General features: G+C 61.2%; 9 protein-coding genes. 3 read left to right on the forward strand and 6 right to left on the reverse strand.

Features of this window, described 5'->3' with window-relative positions:
- Window positions 1-9: 9 nt before the first annotated feature.
- The 4 genes from ACOOHD_RS12745 to ACOOHD_RS12760 form a co-directional block, all read right to left on the reverse strand.
- The gene (locus tag ACOOHD_RS12745; protein WP_420458263.1) at window positions 10-3,612 is read right to left on the reverse strand and encodes a PASTA domain-containing protein; all 3,603 of its coding nucleotides are present in this window, start codon (window positions 3,610-3,612) and stop codon (window positions 10-12) included.
- Between the two features lie 65 nt (window positions 3,613-3,677).
- Window positions 3,678-5,195: a trypsin-like peptidase domain-containing protein gene (locus ACOOHD_RS12750; RefSeq protein WP_420458264.1), complete on the reverse strand. Its 1,518-nt coding sequence runs from the start codon at window positions 5,193-5,195 to the stop codon at window positions 3,678-3,680.
- Between the two features lie 131 nt (window positions 5,196-5,326).
- Window positions 5,327-7,960 carry an ATP-dependent chaperone ClpB gene (gene clpB / locus ACOOHD_RS12755; RefSeq protein ID WP_420458265.1) on the reverse strand — a complete coding sequence of 878 codons (2,634 nt, stop codon included), beginning with the start codon at window positions 7,958-7,960 and terminating at the stop codon, window positions 5,327-5,329.
- 246 nt (window positions 7,961-8,206) lie between these two features.
- On the reverse strand, window positions 8,207-9,646 hold the full coding sequence (locus ACOOHD_RS12760; RefSeq protein ID WP_420458266.1) for a DUF4038 domain-containing protein: 1,440 nt from the start codon (window positions 9,644-9,646) through the stop codon (window positions 8,207-8,209).
- A 171-nt stretch (window positions 9,647-9,817) separates the two neighbouring features.
- Between ACOOHD_RS12760 and ACOOHD_RS12765 the strand changes: the two genes are divergently transcribed.
- The 3 genes from ACOOHD_RS12765 (at window position 9,818) to ACOOHD_RS12775 (ending at window position 12,061) form a co-directional block, all read left to right on the forward strand.
- Window positions 9,818-10,384: a hypothetical protein gene (locus tag ACOOHD_RS12765; RefSeq protein WP_420458267.1), complete on the forward strand. Its 567-nt coding sequence runs from the start codon at window positions 9,818-9,820 to the stop codon at window positions 10,382-10,384.
- 10 nt (window positions 10,385-10,394) lie between these two features.
- A complete protein-coding gene (locus ACOOHD_RS12770; RefSeq protein ID WP_420458268.1) occupies window positions 10,395-10,934 on the forward strand; it encodes an RNA polymerase sigma factor in 540 nt (179 codons plus the stop codon).
- A gap of 608 nt (window positions 10,935-11,542) precedes the next feature.
- A complete protein-coding gene (locus tag ACOOHD_RS12775) occupies window positions 11,543-12,061 on the forward strand; it encodes a hypothetical protein (protein ID WP_420458269.1) in 519 nt (172 codons plus the stop codon).
- 54 nt (window positions 12,062-12,115) lie between these two features.
- Here the strand turns inward: ACOOHD_RS12775 and ACOOHD_RS12780 are convergent, their stop codons facing one another.
- Together ACOOHD_RS12780 and ACOOHD_RS12785 are read right to left on the reverse strand one after the other, a co-directional pair.
- Window positions 12,116-12,283: a hypothetical protein gene (locus tag ACOOHD_RS12780; protein WP_420458270.1), complete on the reverse strand. Its 168-nt coding sequence runs from the start codon at window positions 12,281-12,283 to the stop codon at window positions 12,116-12,118.
- 170 nt (window positions 12,284-12,453) lie between these two features.
- Complete coding sequence (locus tag ACOOHD_RS12785; RefSeq protein ID WP_420458271.1) at window positions 12,454-14,892, reverse strand: GDSL-type esterase/lipase family protein; 2,439 nt, start codon at window positions 14,890-14,892, stop codon at window positions 12,454-12,456.
- Window positions 14,893-14,998 lie beyond the last annotated feature (106 nt).

Raw genomic sequence — 14,998 nt, forward strand, 5'->3', positions numbered from 1 at the left:
GCCTGCTCCTTATTCGTTGCAATCCGCGGGTAGATTGTCGCTCAGCACCAAGTCGACCTTCCCACCGGTGGTCACCTGCGTCCCCGCTGCCGGTTCCGTACGCACGATATAGGCCGCGTAGCGGTCGGTGTACTCGCCGGTGACCCGCCCCACCTCGAGCTGACTACCCGTGATACTAAATTCGGCCGTCCCATACTGCTGACAGCGGTAGTCGGCCAGCTCGATCTGGTCGCCCTGCCGCTTCGTGACTACGAACTCGATGGTGCTGCCCATGGGCACCTGTACCCCCGCGCGCAGGTCTTCGTCCGTGATCTTGCGGTCATTGTAGTACATGTACAGGATAGTGCCCTCCTCCTGCCGCGCGTCGAACTGCCGCTCGCGTATACTGTACTTCAGGTTCTTGCGTTCCAGCAGGCGGGTGTATACATTGTAGTCGTAGCTACCCACCAGGCTCGGCAGACTCACGTCGGGTACGTCTTGACTCAGGATCGTCAGGTACACCGTCCGGTTGTTCTTCACGCGGCTACCTACAGGGGGCTGTTGCTGCACCACCAGACCCGGCGCGCGCTCGGGATCGTAGCCGCCCACCGTCACGTCGATCTTCAGGTTCTGAGCGTGGGCTACCCGGCGCGCATCGTCGATCAGCATATTCTCGAAGGTGGGGATCTCCATGCTCTCACCATGGTTGGTGTATACGTTCAGTCCGGCCCGTAGCAGCAGAAAGAGGAGGGCCAGAAAAAGGCCGGCAGCCAGCACGTTCTTTGTCACCGTAAGCAGGGCGGAACGGGTGGGCGCGGCCGCGGGTGCAGCGCTCTTGGTGGGGACTATTTTCGCTGCAGGCATGGTAGGGCCGGTGTGGGCGGTTTTTACGGATCGGAGAGTAAGTTCGGGCCGTGGGGGCGGCGGCACACTGGTGGCATGACGTCGACGTTCCTCCCCAAATTTTAGTAGCGCGGCAATAAATTCGTAGGGCTTGTAGCCGGCCAGGGCTGCCTGGTGGAAGATGGCCGTAGCGGGCGTCATGCCGGGCAGGCTATTGACCTCGATGACCACGGTGCGGGCCCGCCCGTCAGCAAAGATTTGTACAAAGGCATCGATGCGGCAGTAGCCCTCGACCCCCAGGGCCCGGGCGGCGCGCTCCAGATCGGCCTTGACCTGTCCGGCGACGTGTTGGTAAGAGTACTTATCGGTAGCCAGCCGGGCGGGGGTCAGGTTTTGTCCCTCCCCGGCCAGAAATTTTTCCTCCAAACTCAGGACCTCGCTGCCGGCCAGGGCCTCGCTGGGCTCGAAGACCTCGTAGCGTAGCTTGCCCTTCCCATCGTAGTGGGTAAGCATGCCCCCGGTGATTTCCAGGAACTTCTCCGCGCCCTCCGCCGTGATGGCCGACTCGAAGAGGATGGTGCTCTTACCCAGCGGCCACTCCTCTTTTTCCCCAAGCTTGAGGGCCCGGCGGGCCTGCTCCTCCTGCCTGCCCCCGGGCTGGAAGGTGAGCTGGCAGTAGGCCGCCAGTTCGGCGCGGGTACGCAGGAGCTTGACGGCCGAACTGCACCCATCGTCGACGGGCTTGGCGATGAGCGGGTACTCGAATTTCTCCTCCACCCGCCGGTAGAAGGCGTCCTTATTGAGCAGGTAATCTTCGCGAGGGGCCAGCCACTGCTCGGTCACGGGTAGGCCGGCGGCATAGAGGCGCTGTAGGGTGGCGTACTTATCGATGGTGACGGACGAGCTCTCCGGTCCGGAGCCGTTATAGGCCAGGCCCAGTCGTTCGAGCTCGCGCTGTACCTGTCCGTCCTCCCCCGGCCGGCCGTGCAGGGCAATGAATACAGCATCAGCCGTACGGGGCAGCTCTTCCAGGGGCACGTGCACCGGGTGAAAGACCACGTCGGGATCGGCATAGCGGTCGGTAATTCCAGCGCAGGCCCGGCGGATCTCGGCGGTGGCGGGGTGTTCCTGCGGCTTGCGGATCTTGTCGCGGATGTCGTCGGCGTTGTCCTTGAGCAGCAGGTTGACGGGCAGTTGGTACAGCACGTAGGGGTTGCCGGACTGGTCTTCGGTGATGGGAGCGGTCAGGAAGAGGGGAAGGGGGCGGTAGGCCTGCGAGCTGCTTAGCTTCTCGTAGACGTTGCGCCCGGATTCGACACTGATGTGGCGTTCGAAGCTCGTGCCCCCAAGGAGGACGGCAACGCGCTGCTTTGCACCTGCGCTCCGCCGCAATGCTTCCAGGTCTGCATCCACGGATTGTAGCAGTTCCGTATGGTCGCGCTCCTGGAGGCTGGTGCGGATGATGTAGGTGAGGAACTGGCTGGGACTCAGGCCAATCTCGGCCGCCTGGTGGAAGAAAAACGACGAGGGCATCATGCCACTGGTCGTATTGGGGTCGTTGAGGAAGATGGTGCCCCCGGGGGTGTAGAAGCCGTCGATACGCGCGTAGACCGCGAAGCCCAGTTCGGTAAATAACCGCTCGGTCTCGCGTCGGATGGCCGTGATGGCCTCACCCGGTAGGTCGATGGGCGTCACCTTACGGCTACGCCCCGGCAGGTACTTGCTGCGGTAGTCGAATAGCTCACCCCGGTACTTGACGATCTCGGTGGGGGGCAGGGCTACGACACCGCCGTCGGGGGTGCGCAGGACGATGGTCGAGAACTCCTTGCCGGAAATGAAGCCTTCGATAATGACGCGATCCTCCGACTGGTGACCCTCCAGAATGACCAGCGGGTAGCCACCGTCGGTACTGGCTGCTTCCAGGTAGTCGTACACCTCGTCGGGGGTGTAGAGGGTGAGGCGGTGCTCGCCGCGCTGGGCGTCTAGGGGAAAGGCAATCCCGTCACGTAGGTCGCTGATGCGGCGCACGTACTCGATACGGTCGGCCGGGGAGCGGTCGGCGTAGTCCTGTAGGAGCAGTGGCTCGCGGAAGAAGGCGGCATTGATAGCCTGCTCGAAGCCGGCCAACCCTTCTTCTTCCTGGAGGATAGCCACGCCGATACTACTCCCCTGGCGGGCTGGGCGGACGACCATAGGCCATCCGATCTGTTCTATCGAATGCTGGTAGAAGTCCTCGATGGGCCGGGCGGCAAAGTCCTCTCTTCCAATCACCAGGATCGGCGGTGAGGGAAAGCCGGCGACGGCCATCAGCTCCTTTTGCAGCGCCTTGTCGATGCCGATCTCGCTGGCGCGTACGCCGCTACCGGTGTAGGGGATACCGGCGTATTCGAGCTCGCGCTGGAGCTGTCCGTCCTCGCCGTACTCGCCGTGCAGGGCCAGAAAAGCCACGTCAATTAGCTCCGGTAGCTCCTCGCGGTGGATGCGGCGGCCGACGTAGGTGCCCATCTCGTCCAGGTCCAGGTCGTGCTGCGGACCTAGGCTCTCTTGGTACACCTGAAAATCGTGGGCGCTCTCGGGAGCCAGCTGCACGGGTGGGAAAAAGTCACGGATGCTGCCCCGGTACAGGTACTGCCAGTCGAGCAGGTACCAGCGGCGGAAGCTATCGACGAAGATGGGCACCGGCGCGAAGAGGGCCTTATCGAGGTTATCGTAGACCGTACGGCCGCCGGCGAAGGAGATCTCGCGCTCCCGGGAGGGCCCACCGAAGAAGATGCCGACTTTTATGCTCATATGCGCCGCGAATAGCGGGCGAAGGTAAGGCGTCCAACGCTTTAAAGCGTTGGACGCCTATACACCTACTTAACGATCGCGTACTTATAAGTACGGGAGGTATCGTCGGGGTATACGCCCTCGAGGGTTACCGGACCGGTAGCATTTTCCAGGAGGTCATTCAGCTGATCGACGTCCTTGACGCTGCGGCCGTTGACGCGGGTGAGAATGAAGCCCTCCCGGACGCGCGTCTGCTCGGAGAGGAGCCCCTGACCAAGATCGGCGATGGCTACCCCCTCTACGTTGAGCTCCTTTGCCTCGTCGGCACTCAGGTTTTCGAACTCGGCGCCCAGGGCGGCTACTACATCGGAGCCGGAGCTGGGCAGGACCACGTCGGTATTGCCGTCGGAGTTCTTCAGGGTAGCCGTAAAGCTGCGCTCCTTGCCGTCGCGCTCGACCCGTAACTCGACCTTATCGCCGGGGCGGTGGCGACCCAGTTGCTCCAGCAGGTCGCTGCTACGCAGGGTGGTCACGCCGTCTACACTCAGGATGACGTCGCCCTCCTGGATGCCGGCTTCCTCGGCGGCACTGCCATCGACGACCTCGGCTACGTAAACGCCGGTATTGCGCTTGATGTCTTTTTCCTTAGCGAAGGTGGTGTTGATCTGCTGGATGCGGGCACCGAGCAGTCCACGCTGTACCACACCGTACTCGCGCAGGTCTTCGGCGACCTTCTTCACGATGGCGGAGGGCACAGCAAAGCTGTAACCGGCAAAGACACCCGTGGGGCTGCTGATGGCGGTATTGATGCCGATCAGGTCGCCGTTCTGGTTGACCAGGGCACCGCCGCTGTTGCCGGGGTTGACTACGGCGTCGGTCTGGATGAAGGACTCGATGGCCAGGTCGCCGCCGCTACGGCGTACGATGTCGATGCTGCGGCCCTTAGCCGATACGATACCGGCGGTGACGGTGCTGGTGAGGCTGAAGGGGTTGCCTACGGCCACTACCCACTGTCCTACCTTCACCTCGTCGCTGTTGCCGAAAGCGATGGGCTGGAGGTCAGTCTCGTCGATCTTGATCAGGGCGATGTCGGTGGTGGGGTCGGTACCGATGACAGTAGCGCTGTAGGTACGCTCGTCGTTGAGTACGACCTCGAGCGTCTCGGCATCTTCGACTACGTGGTTATTGGAGACGATGTAGCCGTCACTGCTGATGATGACGCCCGAGCCGCTACCCTGCTGGAGGGGCATCTCGCCGTCCTCGCCACCGCGGCCGGGGTTACCGAACAGGTCGCGGAAGGCATCGGGCAGTTGATCGGGGTCGATACCGAAGGGGTTTCCTCCGCCACGGCCACCACGACCGGCGGGCTTACTGGCCTTGATGTGGACCACGGCGGGTAGGGCGCGGTCGGCGGCGGTGACGAAGCCGTCCGTCGGGGCGGGTACCACGCGGGTCTCGGGGGCATTAGCAAAACGGGTCAGGCTGGAGGGGGTACCGTTGACCTCGACGTAGCGGGTCTGGCCCCAGCCTAAATAATTGGCACCGCCGAGGGCGATCAAGCCCCCCAGTACGGCCACCAGCACGATAACTAGTAATCTTTTCATTTGACGTTTATTTGTTTTTGGGTTACTCACTTTTTGTGGAAGAAAGCACGGGGATAAGACCGTTTGCCCCCACCTATAGTTGGTGGCGGCAAACGGTCTTAACAAAATTTTACCTGTGTAGGAGGCAGCGTTTAGGCCACGGTCGTTTCAGGCACACTGCGCTCCCCCTCCCGAGCCTTCCGAAACACCACCACATCCCCAAACACATCCAGTACGATCTGGCTACCGGGCTGTAGGTCACCCTGCAGCATCTGCTTCGACAACTGCCGCAGCACCCGCTTCTTAATGACCCGCTTCAGCGGACGGGCACCGAACTCAGGGTTGTAGCCCTCGGCGGCCAGCCAGTCCATGGCCTCGGGGGCCACGGTGAGCCGGATGTCCTGCTCGGCGAGTTGTTGCTTGACCTCGTTGAGCTGGAGCTCGACGATCTGACGGATATCCCGGCGGCTCAGCGGACGGAACATCACCACGTCGTCGATGCGGTTCAGGAACTCAGGCCGTACGGTTTGTTTCAGCACGTTGAAGAGCATGTCCTTGGTCTCCTCCACGATCTCCTCCTCGTTGTTGCCGTCGATCTGGGAGAACTTCTCGCGGATCACGTCGGAGCCGATGTTAGAGGTCATGATCACGATGGTGTTCTTGAAGTTGGCGACCCGCCCCTTGTTGTCGGTGAGGCGGCCATCGTCGAGCACCTGGAGCAGGATGTTGAAGACGTCCGGGTGGGCCTTTTCGATCTCGTCGAGCAGCACCACGCTGTAGGGCTTGCGACGTACGGCCTCGGTGAGCTGTCCACCCTCGTCATAGCCGACGTAACCGGGAGGGGCACCTACGAGTCGGCTTACGGCGTGGCGCTCCTGGTACTCGCTCATGTCGATGCGCGTCATCATGTCGGCGTCGTTGAAGAGGTAGTCGGCCAGGGCCTTGGCCAGCTCCGTTTTACCCACCCCGGTGGTGCCGAGGAAGAGGAAGGAGCCGATGGGGCGGTCCTGGTTGCTCAGTCCCGTGCGGCTCAGGCGGATGGCGTCGGCGACGGCCTCGACGGCCTCGTCCTGTCCGATGACCCGCTCGTGCAGAGCCTCCTCAAGGTGCAGCAGTTTTTCGCGCTCGGACTCGAGCATACGGGTAACGGGAATGCCGGTCCAGCGGGCGACGATCTCGGCGATGTCCTCGCTATCGACCTCCTCCTTGACGAGCATCTTGGCGTTGGACTGCATGTCCACCAGTCGCTGGTTGAAGTCTTTCAACTCGGTCTCCACGGCGGGGATTTGTCCGTAGCGAATCTCGGCTACCTTGGTGTAGTCACCGGTCCGCTCCAGGCGCATGGCCTCGTTCTTCAGCTCCTCGATCCGCTGCTTGGCCTGCTGGATACCGAGCACCACCTCGCGCTCGCTCTCCCACTGGGCGCGCAGTTCGTTGCGCTGCTCCTCGAGGTTGGCGAGGTCCTGGTTGATGCGCTCGATCTTCGACTGGTCGGCCTCCCGCTTGACGGCCTCGCGCTCGATCTCCAACTGGCGGATGCGGCGCTCGATCTCGTCGAGTTCCTCGGGCATGGAGTTCATCTCCAGGCGCAGGCGGGCGGCGGCCTCGTCGATCAGGTCGATGGCCTTATCGGGCAGGAAGCGGTCGGTGATGTAGCGCTCCGAGAGCTGTACGGCGGCCACGATGGCCTCGTCCAGGATGTTGATCTTGTGGTGGGTCTCGTAGCGCTCGCGCAGTCCGCGCAGGATCGAGATGGCATCCTCCTCGGAAGGCTCGTCTACCGTCACCTGCTGGAAGCGGCGCTCCAGGGCCTTATCGGTCTCGAAGTATTTCTGGTACTCGGCCAGGGTGGTGGCACCGATGGCGCGCAGCTCGCCGCGGGCCAGGGCGGGCTTCAGGATGTTGGCGGCGTCCATGGCTCCGGCACCCTTACCGGCACCTACGAGGGTATGGATCTCGTCAATGAAGAGGAAGATCTGTCCCTCGGCCTGAGTGACTTCGTTGATCACCGCCTTGAGCCGCTCCTCAAACTCACCCTGGTACTTGGCTCCGGCGATGAGGGCGCCCATATCGAGGCTGTAAATATCCTTCTCGCGTAGGTCCTCGGGCACGTCGCCGTTGACGATGCGGTGAGCCAGTCCTTCGACGATGGCCGTCTTACCCACGCCGGGCTCGCCGATCAGAATGGGGTTGTTCTTGCTGCGACGCGCCAGGATGTGCAGTACGCGGCGGATTTCCTCATCGCGGCCGATCACCGGATCGAGTTTCCCCTCCCGGGCCCGCTCATTGAGGTTGATGGCGTACTTCTCCAGGCTGTTGTAACTGTTCTCGGCGCTGTTGGAGGTCACTTTCTTGCCGCCCCGCAGCTCCTCGATGGCCAGTTTCAGTTCCTTCTCGCGGATACCGGCATCTTTTAGCACTTGGCTAGCGGGATCCTTGATCTTCAGCGCGGCCAGCAGCAGGTGCTCGATGGAGACATACTCGTCACCCATCTCGCGGGCGGCTACGTTGGCCTGCTGAGCTAGCTCTACGCCGTTGCGGCTCAGTACTTGTTGGGCACCGGTCACCTTGGGTACACCGGCTACGATGCTGTCGATAGCCGACTTGATTGCACTAAAATTGACCCCTAGCTTTTTGAAGAGAAAGGGCGTCACGTTCTCGTCGACCTCAAAAATAGCCTTCAGCAGGTGGGCCGGGTCGATCGACTGCTGCTGGTTGCCCACCGCGATTTCGCTGGCTCGCTGGAGGACCTCCTGGCTCTTTATCGTGAAGTTATTGAAGTTCATTTCGCTATTCGTTGCACCTGCGGCCCCGCCCTAAGGGCGTGAGGTACAGGTAGTTATTGTCTCTTTAGTCCTGGCCGTAGTAGAACCTAAAAGCGGTATAGGTGGGTTCGTAGACTGGACGGTTTAACCTTTGCAAAGGGTGGGCCCGTTTTGGTGGACAGAAATTTTGTCAGGCTGTTTCCCGACTAAACGGCTATTTTGACAGTAGGGCGGGGACGCGGGTGCGGAGGCTTTAGCCAGTGCAACTCATCGTGCGCGTGCGATAAGCAGCAATACCCAATCATTGTCGCGGGCCGGCTGACCGGGGGGATCGAAGGAGTAGTCAGCGTCTTGGGTAGCTAGCACGTTGCGGGGTGTGGGGTGCTCCCGTTGGTCCTGCGGATCATAGTAGTGGCCAGTACGCGGGCTATACCAATAGGCGGCGGTGGGGGTGTTGGCCAGTTGGGTCGTGTCGATGGCAAAGGACCTACCGTTGGCGGCGTAGATTAGAGCGGCGCGGCGGTCAGTGCTGCGCATGGCGGTAACGAAATCTGCCTCGGGTGCCCCCTCCTGATTGCGCCAGCAGGTGTTGGTGATGCTGCCCGGATCGGTGGCGGTAAGCAAGCCATCGTAGGGTTGCCAGTCACCCCAGCCGTAGCCGGGCACGGCGGTGGTGAACAGGGTGTACAGGTGGCGCATGTCGTGGGCGCCGGGATCGTCGAGGTGCTGCTGCCAAGTGCTGTCGTAGTTCCAGACGTAGCGGTTGCCGTACAGGTGGCCGAAGGCGCCGGCGGTGAGGGCCCGGTAAGCCTGGAAGCGTGCTACCCAGTCGCGGTAGGCAAAGGTGTACTCCTCGTAGCGGCCCTCGAAGAGCCAGGTGGGTTTAGTGGGGGCGAGGACAAGATCGGCGCGGATCACTTCCGCGATCGCATCCGGGCAGGACTGAATGGAATTAAAACTATTCCAGGGCGCATCGTGAAACCATTCGGAGGAAGCCGGCCGCGCCTTCTGCGGGTGGTAGCTCATGAGGATACCGCTGTAGTTGGCCCGCCCGTCGAAGTCATCCTCTCCGTTAATGCCGTCGGCAACCCCTTCGGCCATGGCGTGGTAGACGGGGCGGTAGTCGTACTCACCGTACACCGGTGAGCGGTCGCCACCGAGCATCCAGATGATGTGGTCGTGGTGCCCGTAGCGTGCCCCGACGAAGCGGCCGTAGCGGTAGGCCTTTGCGGGGGTGAAGACGATCTGCTCGCGCTTCCTTCCGTGACCGTCACCGACTACCATCGCATTGAAGGCAATCACGAGGGCGGCGTACATACCGTGGTCGGCGACCTGGTCTACGGCGTAGTCGAGGTGGTCCCAGTAGTCGTAGGCGGTGGTATCCGTGGGGTCGCTACCGGGGGTGGTGGCGGGTTGGTCGGGATCCCACTGTCCATCAACCTGAACGAAGGGCGCATCTCCGTAGACATTGTAAAGGTTACCCTCGAATAGGGCGGCCATGCCGATGGTGTTGAAACCCTGCTCCTGTCTTTTGCTGAGGTACTGATCGACCTCCTCCCGCGTCAGGCGGATGCTTAGATTCCAGCCGGTATCGCCGTGGAGGAGGATGGGGGTACCGGTACTGTCCTGGAGGTGGCGGCCGTTGGGGGTGAGGGTGAGCTGGGCGGGGAGGGTGAGGGGTAAGAGTAGGAGGAGGAGGAGGCGCATGGGGAGGTCGTGGTGTGGACCTGGAAGATCGGGGTTATTTGGTGGGGGGAGGGTAAGGATCCTGCGGACTGTGGCTTTGGGGGGGGGCCGCGGGTGCGGAGTGCATCCGGAGGGCCTAAAAAATTTACTGCGTTGACGAAACGTTTGCCGACTGGCTGGTGAACTAGTGATATGAAAGCATGCGCCCCTGCCCTACTTCTACTAGCTCTTGCCCTGTGGGGTACGGCTTGTGAGAAAGATGATCCATCTCCTATCACTGAGAAGTCGGATGACTATTTCTTCCGCGTCACGCTTCCTGATGGAGAGGTGATAAACTTTGAGGAGGCGGCAGTAAGTCATGATCCCGCTAGTAATGTGTACTTCATCGTAGCCGGCTTGAGCGAATGCGGCCCTATAGTCGCCGACGAATCTAATGGGTACATCTACATCTTTCATGTACCCGCTGAGGAAAACAACACTGGCGAAGAACTAAATACCGCCTTGATCACGAACTACCCTATCGAGTCCGGAAAACTTACCGTAGTTAGTGGCCTAAACGATGCCATGCCCTGTGTTGACAGCCCCTCTACCATACAACGCGAGTCCTCTGCCCCCTCGACTTGGCGGGGTAGCTACACCGCTCAGTTCTACACCTACGACGACAACGATCGTAGTTGTACCATAGATACGCCTAATGGGTATGATGGTGTTGGGGAGATACGCATGGAATTTTACGCTCCCATCCTAGTATGCGACTAACGCATAACGATTGACCGACCCGGAGATACTCCACGGTTGCTTAAAACATGATCGTAGGGCGCAGCGCGCACTGTACGAAAAGCATCTGCCATATCTACTGGCTATCATCAGACGCTACGGGGTAGCCGGCGAGGATGTGCAGGACGTTGTGCAAGAGACCTTCACTGAGATATTCATTACCCTTGCCCACTTCGACCCAGCGGTAGGCCCCATTCGTCCGTGGCTCGCCCGCATCACCATCCACCGTACGCTGAATCACTTTCGGCGCACGAGCCGGCTTAACACTAACCTAAAGGAAGCATATCCGGAGCGGGTGAGTGCATCTCCTGAAGTAATAGATACCGCTTCGGTAGATGCCATTCTCGCGGAGCTAAACCGCCTGCCGCCCGCTTACCGCCTAGTCTTCAATCTCTACGTCGTGGATGGCTATAGCCACGCGGAGATCGGTGAACTACTGGGCATTACTTCCGAAGGGTCCCGCACCCGACTCAATCGCGCACGTGCCGCGCTGCGTGAGCGTCTAGGCACCTTCGCTAAAAACCTCCCCTAATGTTACCCGAACAAGAAGAGCAACTACGGAACCTATTGGGGGAGCACGAAAGCAACGACATTCCCAAATCGCTCAGGTGGAAGGCTATGGAACCACGACTGTTTCCTGACAGGAGACCTCACGACCTCATCTGGCTTTTCCCACTACTCTTACTAGTTGCTATCGGCATCTCTATCTGGCTAGCGGGCGATACAGCGGCGAAAACGGTCAGCCCACCGGCGGTTGCGTCAGCGTCGCCCGACGCGGCGGAAGCCACAATGAGCATAGCAGCCAGAGACGACTCGCAAGATCAAGATGTACCGGCGGTAGGAGATGGTACATCCCAGCCCCCGGTACCTACCTCCTTTGGCTCGCCACCCGGACGGGTACTTCACGGACAGGAGGTACCCTTCCTGCCCCCGGCTCGATTGGGTTCGGTAGCTATACGGCGACTACCAACCCTGCCGATTCCGTTGCTCAGTACCCGGCCGGTATCTCTTCCAGAGTTTCCGTTACAACCCAAACAGATCATCACGGCCGTGGGTCCGCCCCGACGGTTCTTCTCCCTGGCTGTGGGGCCGGGTACCTTCAGTCTCCCACTCCGGCCTGTCCGTGACCTGCCGCGGGACATGCGCGCAGAGTCCGCCTTCGCAAACGCGCGTTCGTTCCAACTACAGATTGCCGTGCTCCGCCGGGGCCCGGTTACCCTTACTACTGGTCTGACCTTCCGGACGGCAACCAATACCCTAACCCCGTCCACCCTTTCGGCCGGGCAGGAGGTGACGGCCGACCTCAGCAGTCTCCACCTACCGTTGCTGGTGGGTTACCAGTACGGTACCGGTAGGTGGACGTTTCAGGCAGCTACGGGTCCGTCGATCGAGGTAGGTAGATGGGCAAGGGGTGAGACGCTATTGCGCAGTGGGGTAGCCGGTCCCGCCGCGGCAATCTATGCGGACACTCCCGCCGTTCCCCTGGCCATCACTGGTGAGTTAAGGGTGGAGTACCGGCTGTGGCCGCGGCTGGGTCTGCTGCTGGGTGCGGGCTACGCTAGGGGGGGAACTCGGTTGCAGTATCCGACCTTTGAGCGGCCTTACCGGCAGGAGTACCGGGGGGGTGTGGTAGGGGTGGTGTTTTATCCTCGGGGGTAGGTGGAGGATAGTCTAGCAAGTAGGTACAACGCAATATGTGTTTCTACCAGCAAGCTATTTCCACTCATCACGCAGTTTGCGTTGAATGTCCATAGGTGATTGAGATACCTTCACTGTACCCAAAAAACGCCGCGCGTCAAATTTTGGCCGCTGGGAGGGCAGGCTATCCAGCAACTTCTGAAACTCCGCTTTGGTAGCATCTTTCTTTACGATCACCGTCATGTATAGGCTAGTTTAGTGCTCAAGATACGGTCCTTGCGTAAATCGTACTTACTCCCACTTCGCCCGCTGCCGGAGGGCCGGTAACTACATGTACTGCCCCGTAGCCCTTCGGCCGCAGACTAGATAAGCGTGAGCGTCCAGGCAACCATGTCTTGTTTATGCCATACCCCCTACCGTACCACCACCAACACCCCGTCCCGTACCCAACCCGCTGGGGTACGCACCGTCACCGTACAGTAGTAAGTGCCCGGTGCCCGCTCCAGTCCCGCCAGGTCAAGGCGGTATACACCGGCCGGCTGCCCCTCCGGAAGTTCTCGGCGTAGTTGTTCCCGGCCGAGCATATCGTAAAGCTGTACGCGTACCTCCCTACCGGCCCAATCCCCAAACGACAGGTCGAGATAGCCCGTGGACGTGGGGTTTGGAAAAACTCTGAGTAGGCCGCTCTGCATCCGTACAGGCTCGCGGTCCAGGGAGGTAGGCCCCGAGCAGTCGGTCGTATCCAGTCCTAACGTGGTTACTCGCCGGAATAGAACAGCGTGACCGGCGTCGTTGAGGTGTATGCCATCGCCGCTATCGTACTCCGGTCGAATAAAGCCGTTGTCATCGGCCAGCCCGGTCCAGAAATCGATGGAGCGATCGCCGTAGATGGCCAGAATGCTATCACGCACCTCCCGTTGTAGCTCAATCTGCGCCGGGTCGGTAAAGTTGCGTGGTTGGGTAGTGGCTACGTAGACCGCTGCATCCTGCGACCCCGCCGCCGTAGCGACAGCCGCGAAGTTGTCCAACTGCGCACTTACGCTGAAGTTGTTAGCCGCGTCGTTGGAGGGCATATTGACAATGATCGCGAAGGGATCGTAGGTCAGCGCCTGCGTGATGTTGCGCTCGGGATCTGGAGTGATGTTTACGCCCGCCGGTATCTCTGCCCCCGTCGGCAGGATGTGGTAGGTGGTGTAGCCGCCGCGCGCCAGGTTGATGACCTCGAAGCGGGTATCGTTGGCCAGGGAGGCCCGGAACCGATTCACCCAAGCACTGTCGGGCGTGGAGGCGCCGGTGCCCTCGGCAGTGGAGGAACCCAGCACCACGATGGTGCAGGTGGTGGTGTCGGTAGTGATCGTAAAGACTCCATTACTCTCATCGAGCAGCGTGTCGGCAATGATGCGGACCCGCGCCTCCTCGGTCGGGGTGTTCGGTATGGTCCAGGGGTAGCGCCCTCCGGCGGCCGCCACGGTGTCGATGGCCGACCAGTTGTTGCCGTCGTCGGTGGTGTACTCGAGTACCACATCGGTGACGTTGCGGGAAGTCCAGGTGATGTCGGCGGTCCTACCGACCTGCCAGCGCTCGCCACCGTTGGGGTCGGTCAGGGTGAGGGTAGCACCGCCGGCGGGGGCCGTATTCGGATAGGTAAGTCGGAGTGCCCCGAGGTAGTAGAAGTTGGAGCCGTTGTTGTTATTCGGTCCGGGGCGAGCCTCGATACGGATCGTGCCGCTGCTGTCGGGCTGTAGCGTTGTGGTCACGGTTCGGTCCGCATTGGAGCTCACATTCAAAAATAGCGTATCGCTATCACTGCCGGTCACGGTGTACTGGGTTTCCCGGTTGTCGGTGGCCGTGCGGGAGGCGAACACCTCCACCGTGTACTGCTGAGCGGTATCAAGTCCGGTGAGGGCTACGGCACCGGTAGGCTGGGTCTGTCCGCCGAAGGGAGCGATATTACCAAAAAAGCTATCCCCCGTGGCCGTGGCTAGCAGGTCCAGCGCTGCTGCCGGAGTGACGGTACCATCGGTGTTGATGTTGTTAAACGAATCGACCACCGCTATGGCGTAGCCGGTGGAAAAACCGGAGGTATTGAGCAGGTCAGGCACGCTGCCGGCACGAGGGTCGGTGATGTTGTTGTAGGGCGGCGGGGAGGTGGTAGTACCGCCGAAATCGACCAGTACGGTATCCAGCAGGTCCGCCGGATCGGTCGGCGGGAGCGGGGGCGTTGTAATCTCTTCGGCGTAGCTTACAACCAGGGCACCCAGGTAGTAAAACCCGGAGGAGTTGGTGTTATTTGGGCCGGGCATGGCCGTGATGCGAATAGTACTGTCCGCCCCCGGGCGTACCGTAGTGGTGACCGTACGGTCGGTGTTGCTGGCGGCGTCAAGCAGCAGCGTATCCCGGATGGCACCGATTACGACGTAGCGGGCCTCCCGGTTGTCGGTGGCCGTGCGGGAGGCAAAGATGGTGAGCGCATATTCCTTTTCCGGTCGCAGCCGGGTGAGGTCCACCGCGCCGGTGGGCTGGGTTTGTCCGCCGAAGGGAGCCGTATTTCCGAAGAAGCTATCGCCGGTAGCGGTGGCGGGCAGGCCGAGGGCGGTGGCGGGCTCGCGGGTGCCGGCGGTATTCACGTTGTTGAAGGAATCGGTCACGGCGATGCCGTAGCCGCTCGGGTTACCCCTGGCGTTCAGTAGGTTGGTTATGCGGCCGCTGCCAGCGTCGGCCAGGTTATTCCACGGGGCGGGGGATACCTCGGTGCCGAAGTCGATCAGGAGGGTGTCTCGCCCGCCGTCCTGGGCGCGTAGGCCGGTGAGCAGGCAGCAGGAAAGGAGGGTAAGCAAGTAGCGGAGGGGCATGAACGGGGATTCTAGTTCTGCTGCCTAATGTACGGGTTAGATAATTAGGGCGGGGCCGCAGGTGCGGAGCAAAAGGAATGGCTGACGGCGATAAATGGGAGCCTGA

This window comes from Neolewinella sp. (assembly GCF_965214665.1).
Lineage (GTDB): Bacteria > Bacteroidota > Bacteroidia > Chitinophagales > Saprospiraceae > Neolewinella.

Excerpts from the sequence above, each read along its gene's own strand:
- ACOOHD_RS12785 (WP_420458271.1), bottom strand. The coding sequence starts at position 14,892 with ATGCCCCTCCGCTACTTGCTTACCCTCCTTTCCTGCTGCCTGCTCACC.
- ACOOHD_RS12775 (WP_420458269.1), top strand. The coding sequence starts at position 11,543 with ATGCGCGCAGAGTCCGCCTTCGCAAACGCGCGTTCGTTCCAACTACAG.
- ACOOHD_RS12780 (WP_420458270.1), bottom strand. The coding sequence starts at position 12,283 with ATGACGGTGATCGTAAAGAAAGATGCTACCAAAGCGGAGTTTCAGAAG.
- ACOOHD_RS12745 (WP_420458263.1), bottom strand. The coding sequence starts at position 3,612 with ATGAGCATAAAAGTCGGCATCTTCTTCGGTGGGCCCTCCCGGGAGCGC.
- ACOOHD_RS12765 (WP_420458267.1), top strand. The coding sequence starts at position 9,818 with ATGAAAGCATGCGCCCCTGCCCTACTTCTACTAGCTCTTGCCCTGTGG.
- ACOOHD_RS12750 (WP_420458264.1), bottom strand. The coding sequence starts at position 5,195 with ATGAAAAGATTACTAGTTATCGTGCTGGTGGCCGTACTGGGGGGCTTG.
- clpB (WP_420458265.1), bottom strand. The coding sequence starts at position 7,960 with ATGAACTTCAATAACTTCACGATAAAGAGCCAGGAGGTCCTCCAGCGA.
- ACOOHD_RS12760 (WP_420458266.1), bottom strand. The coding sequence starts at position 9,646 with ATGCGCCTCCTCCTCCTCCTACTCTTACCCCTCACCCTCCCCGCCCAG.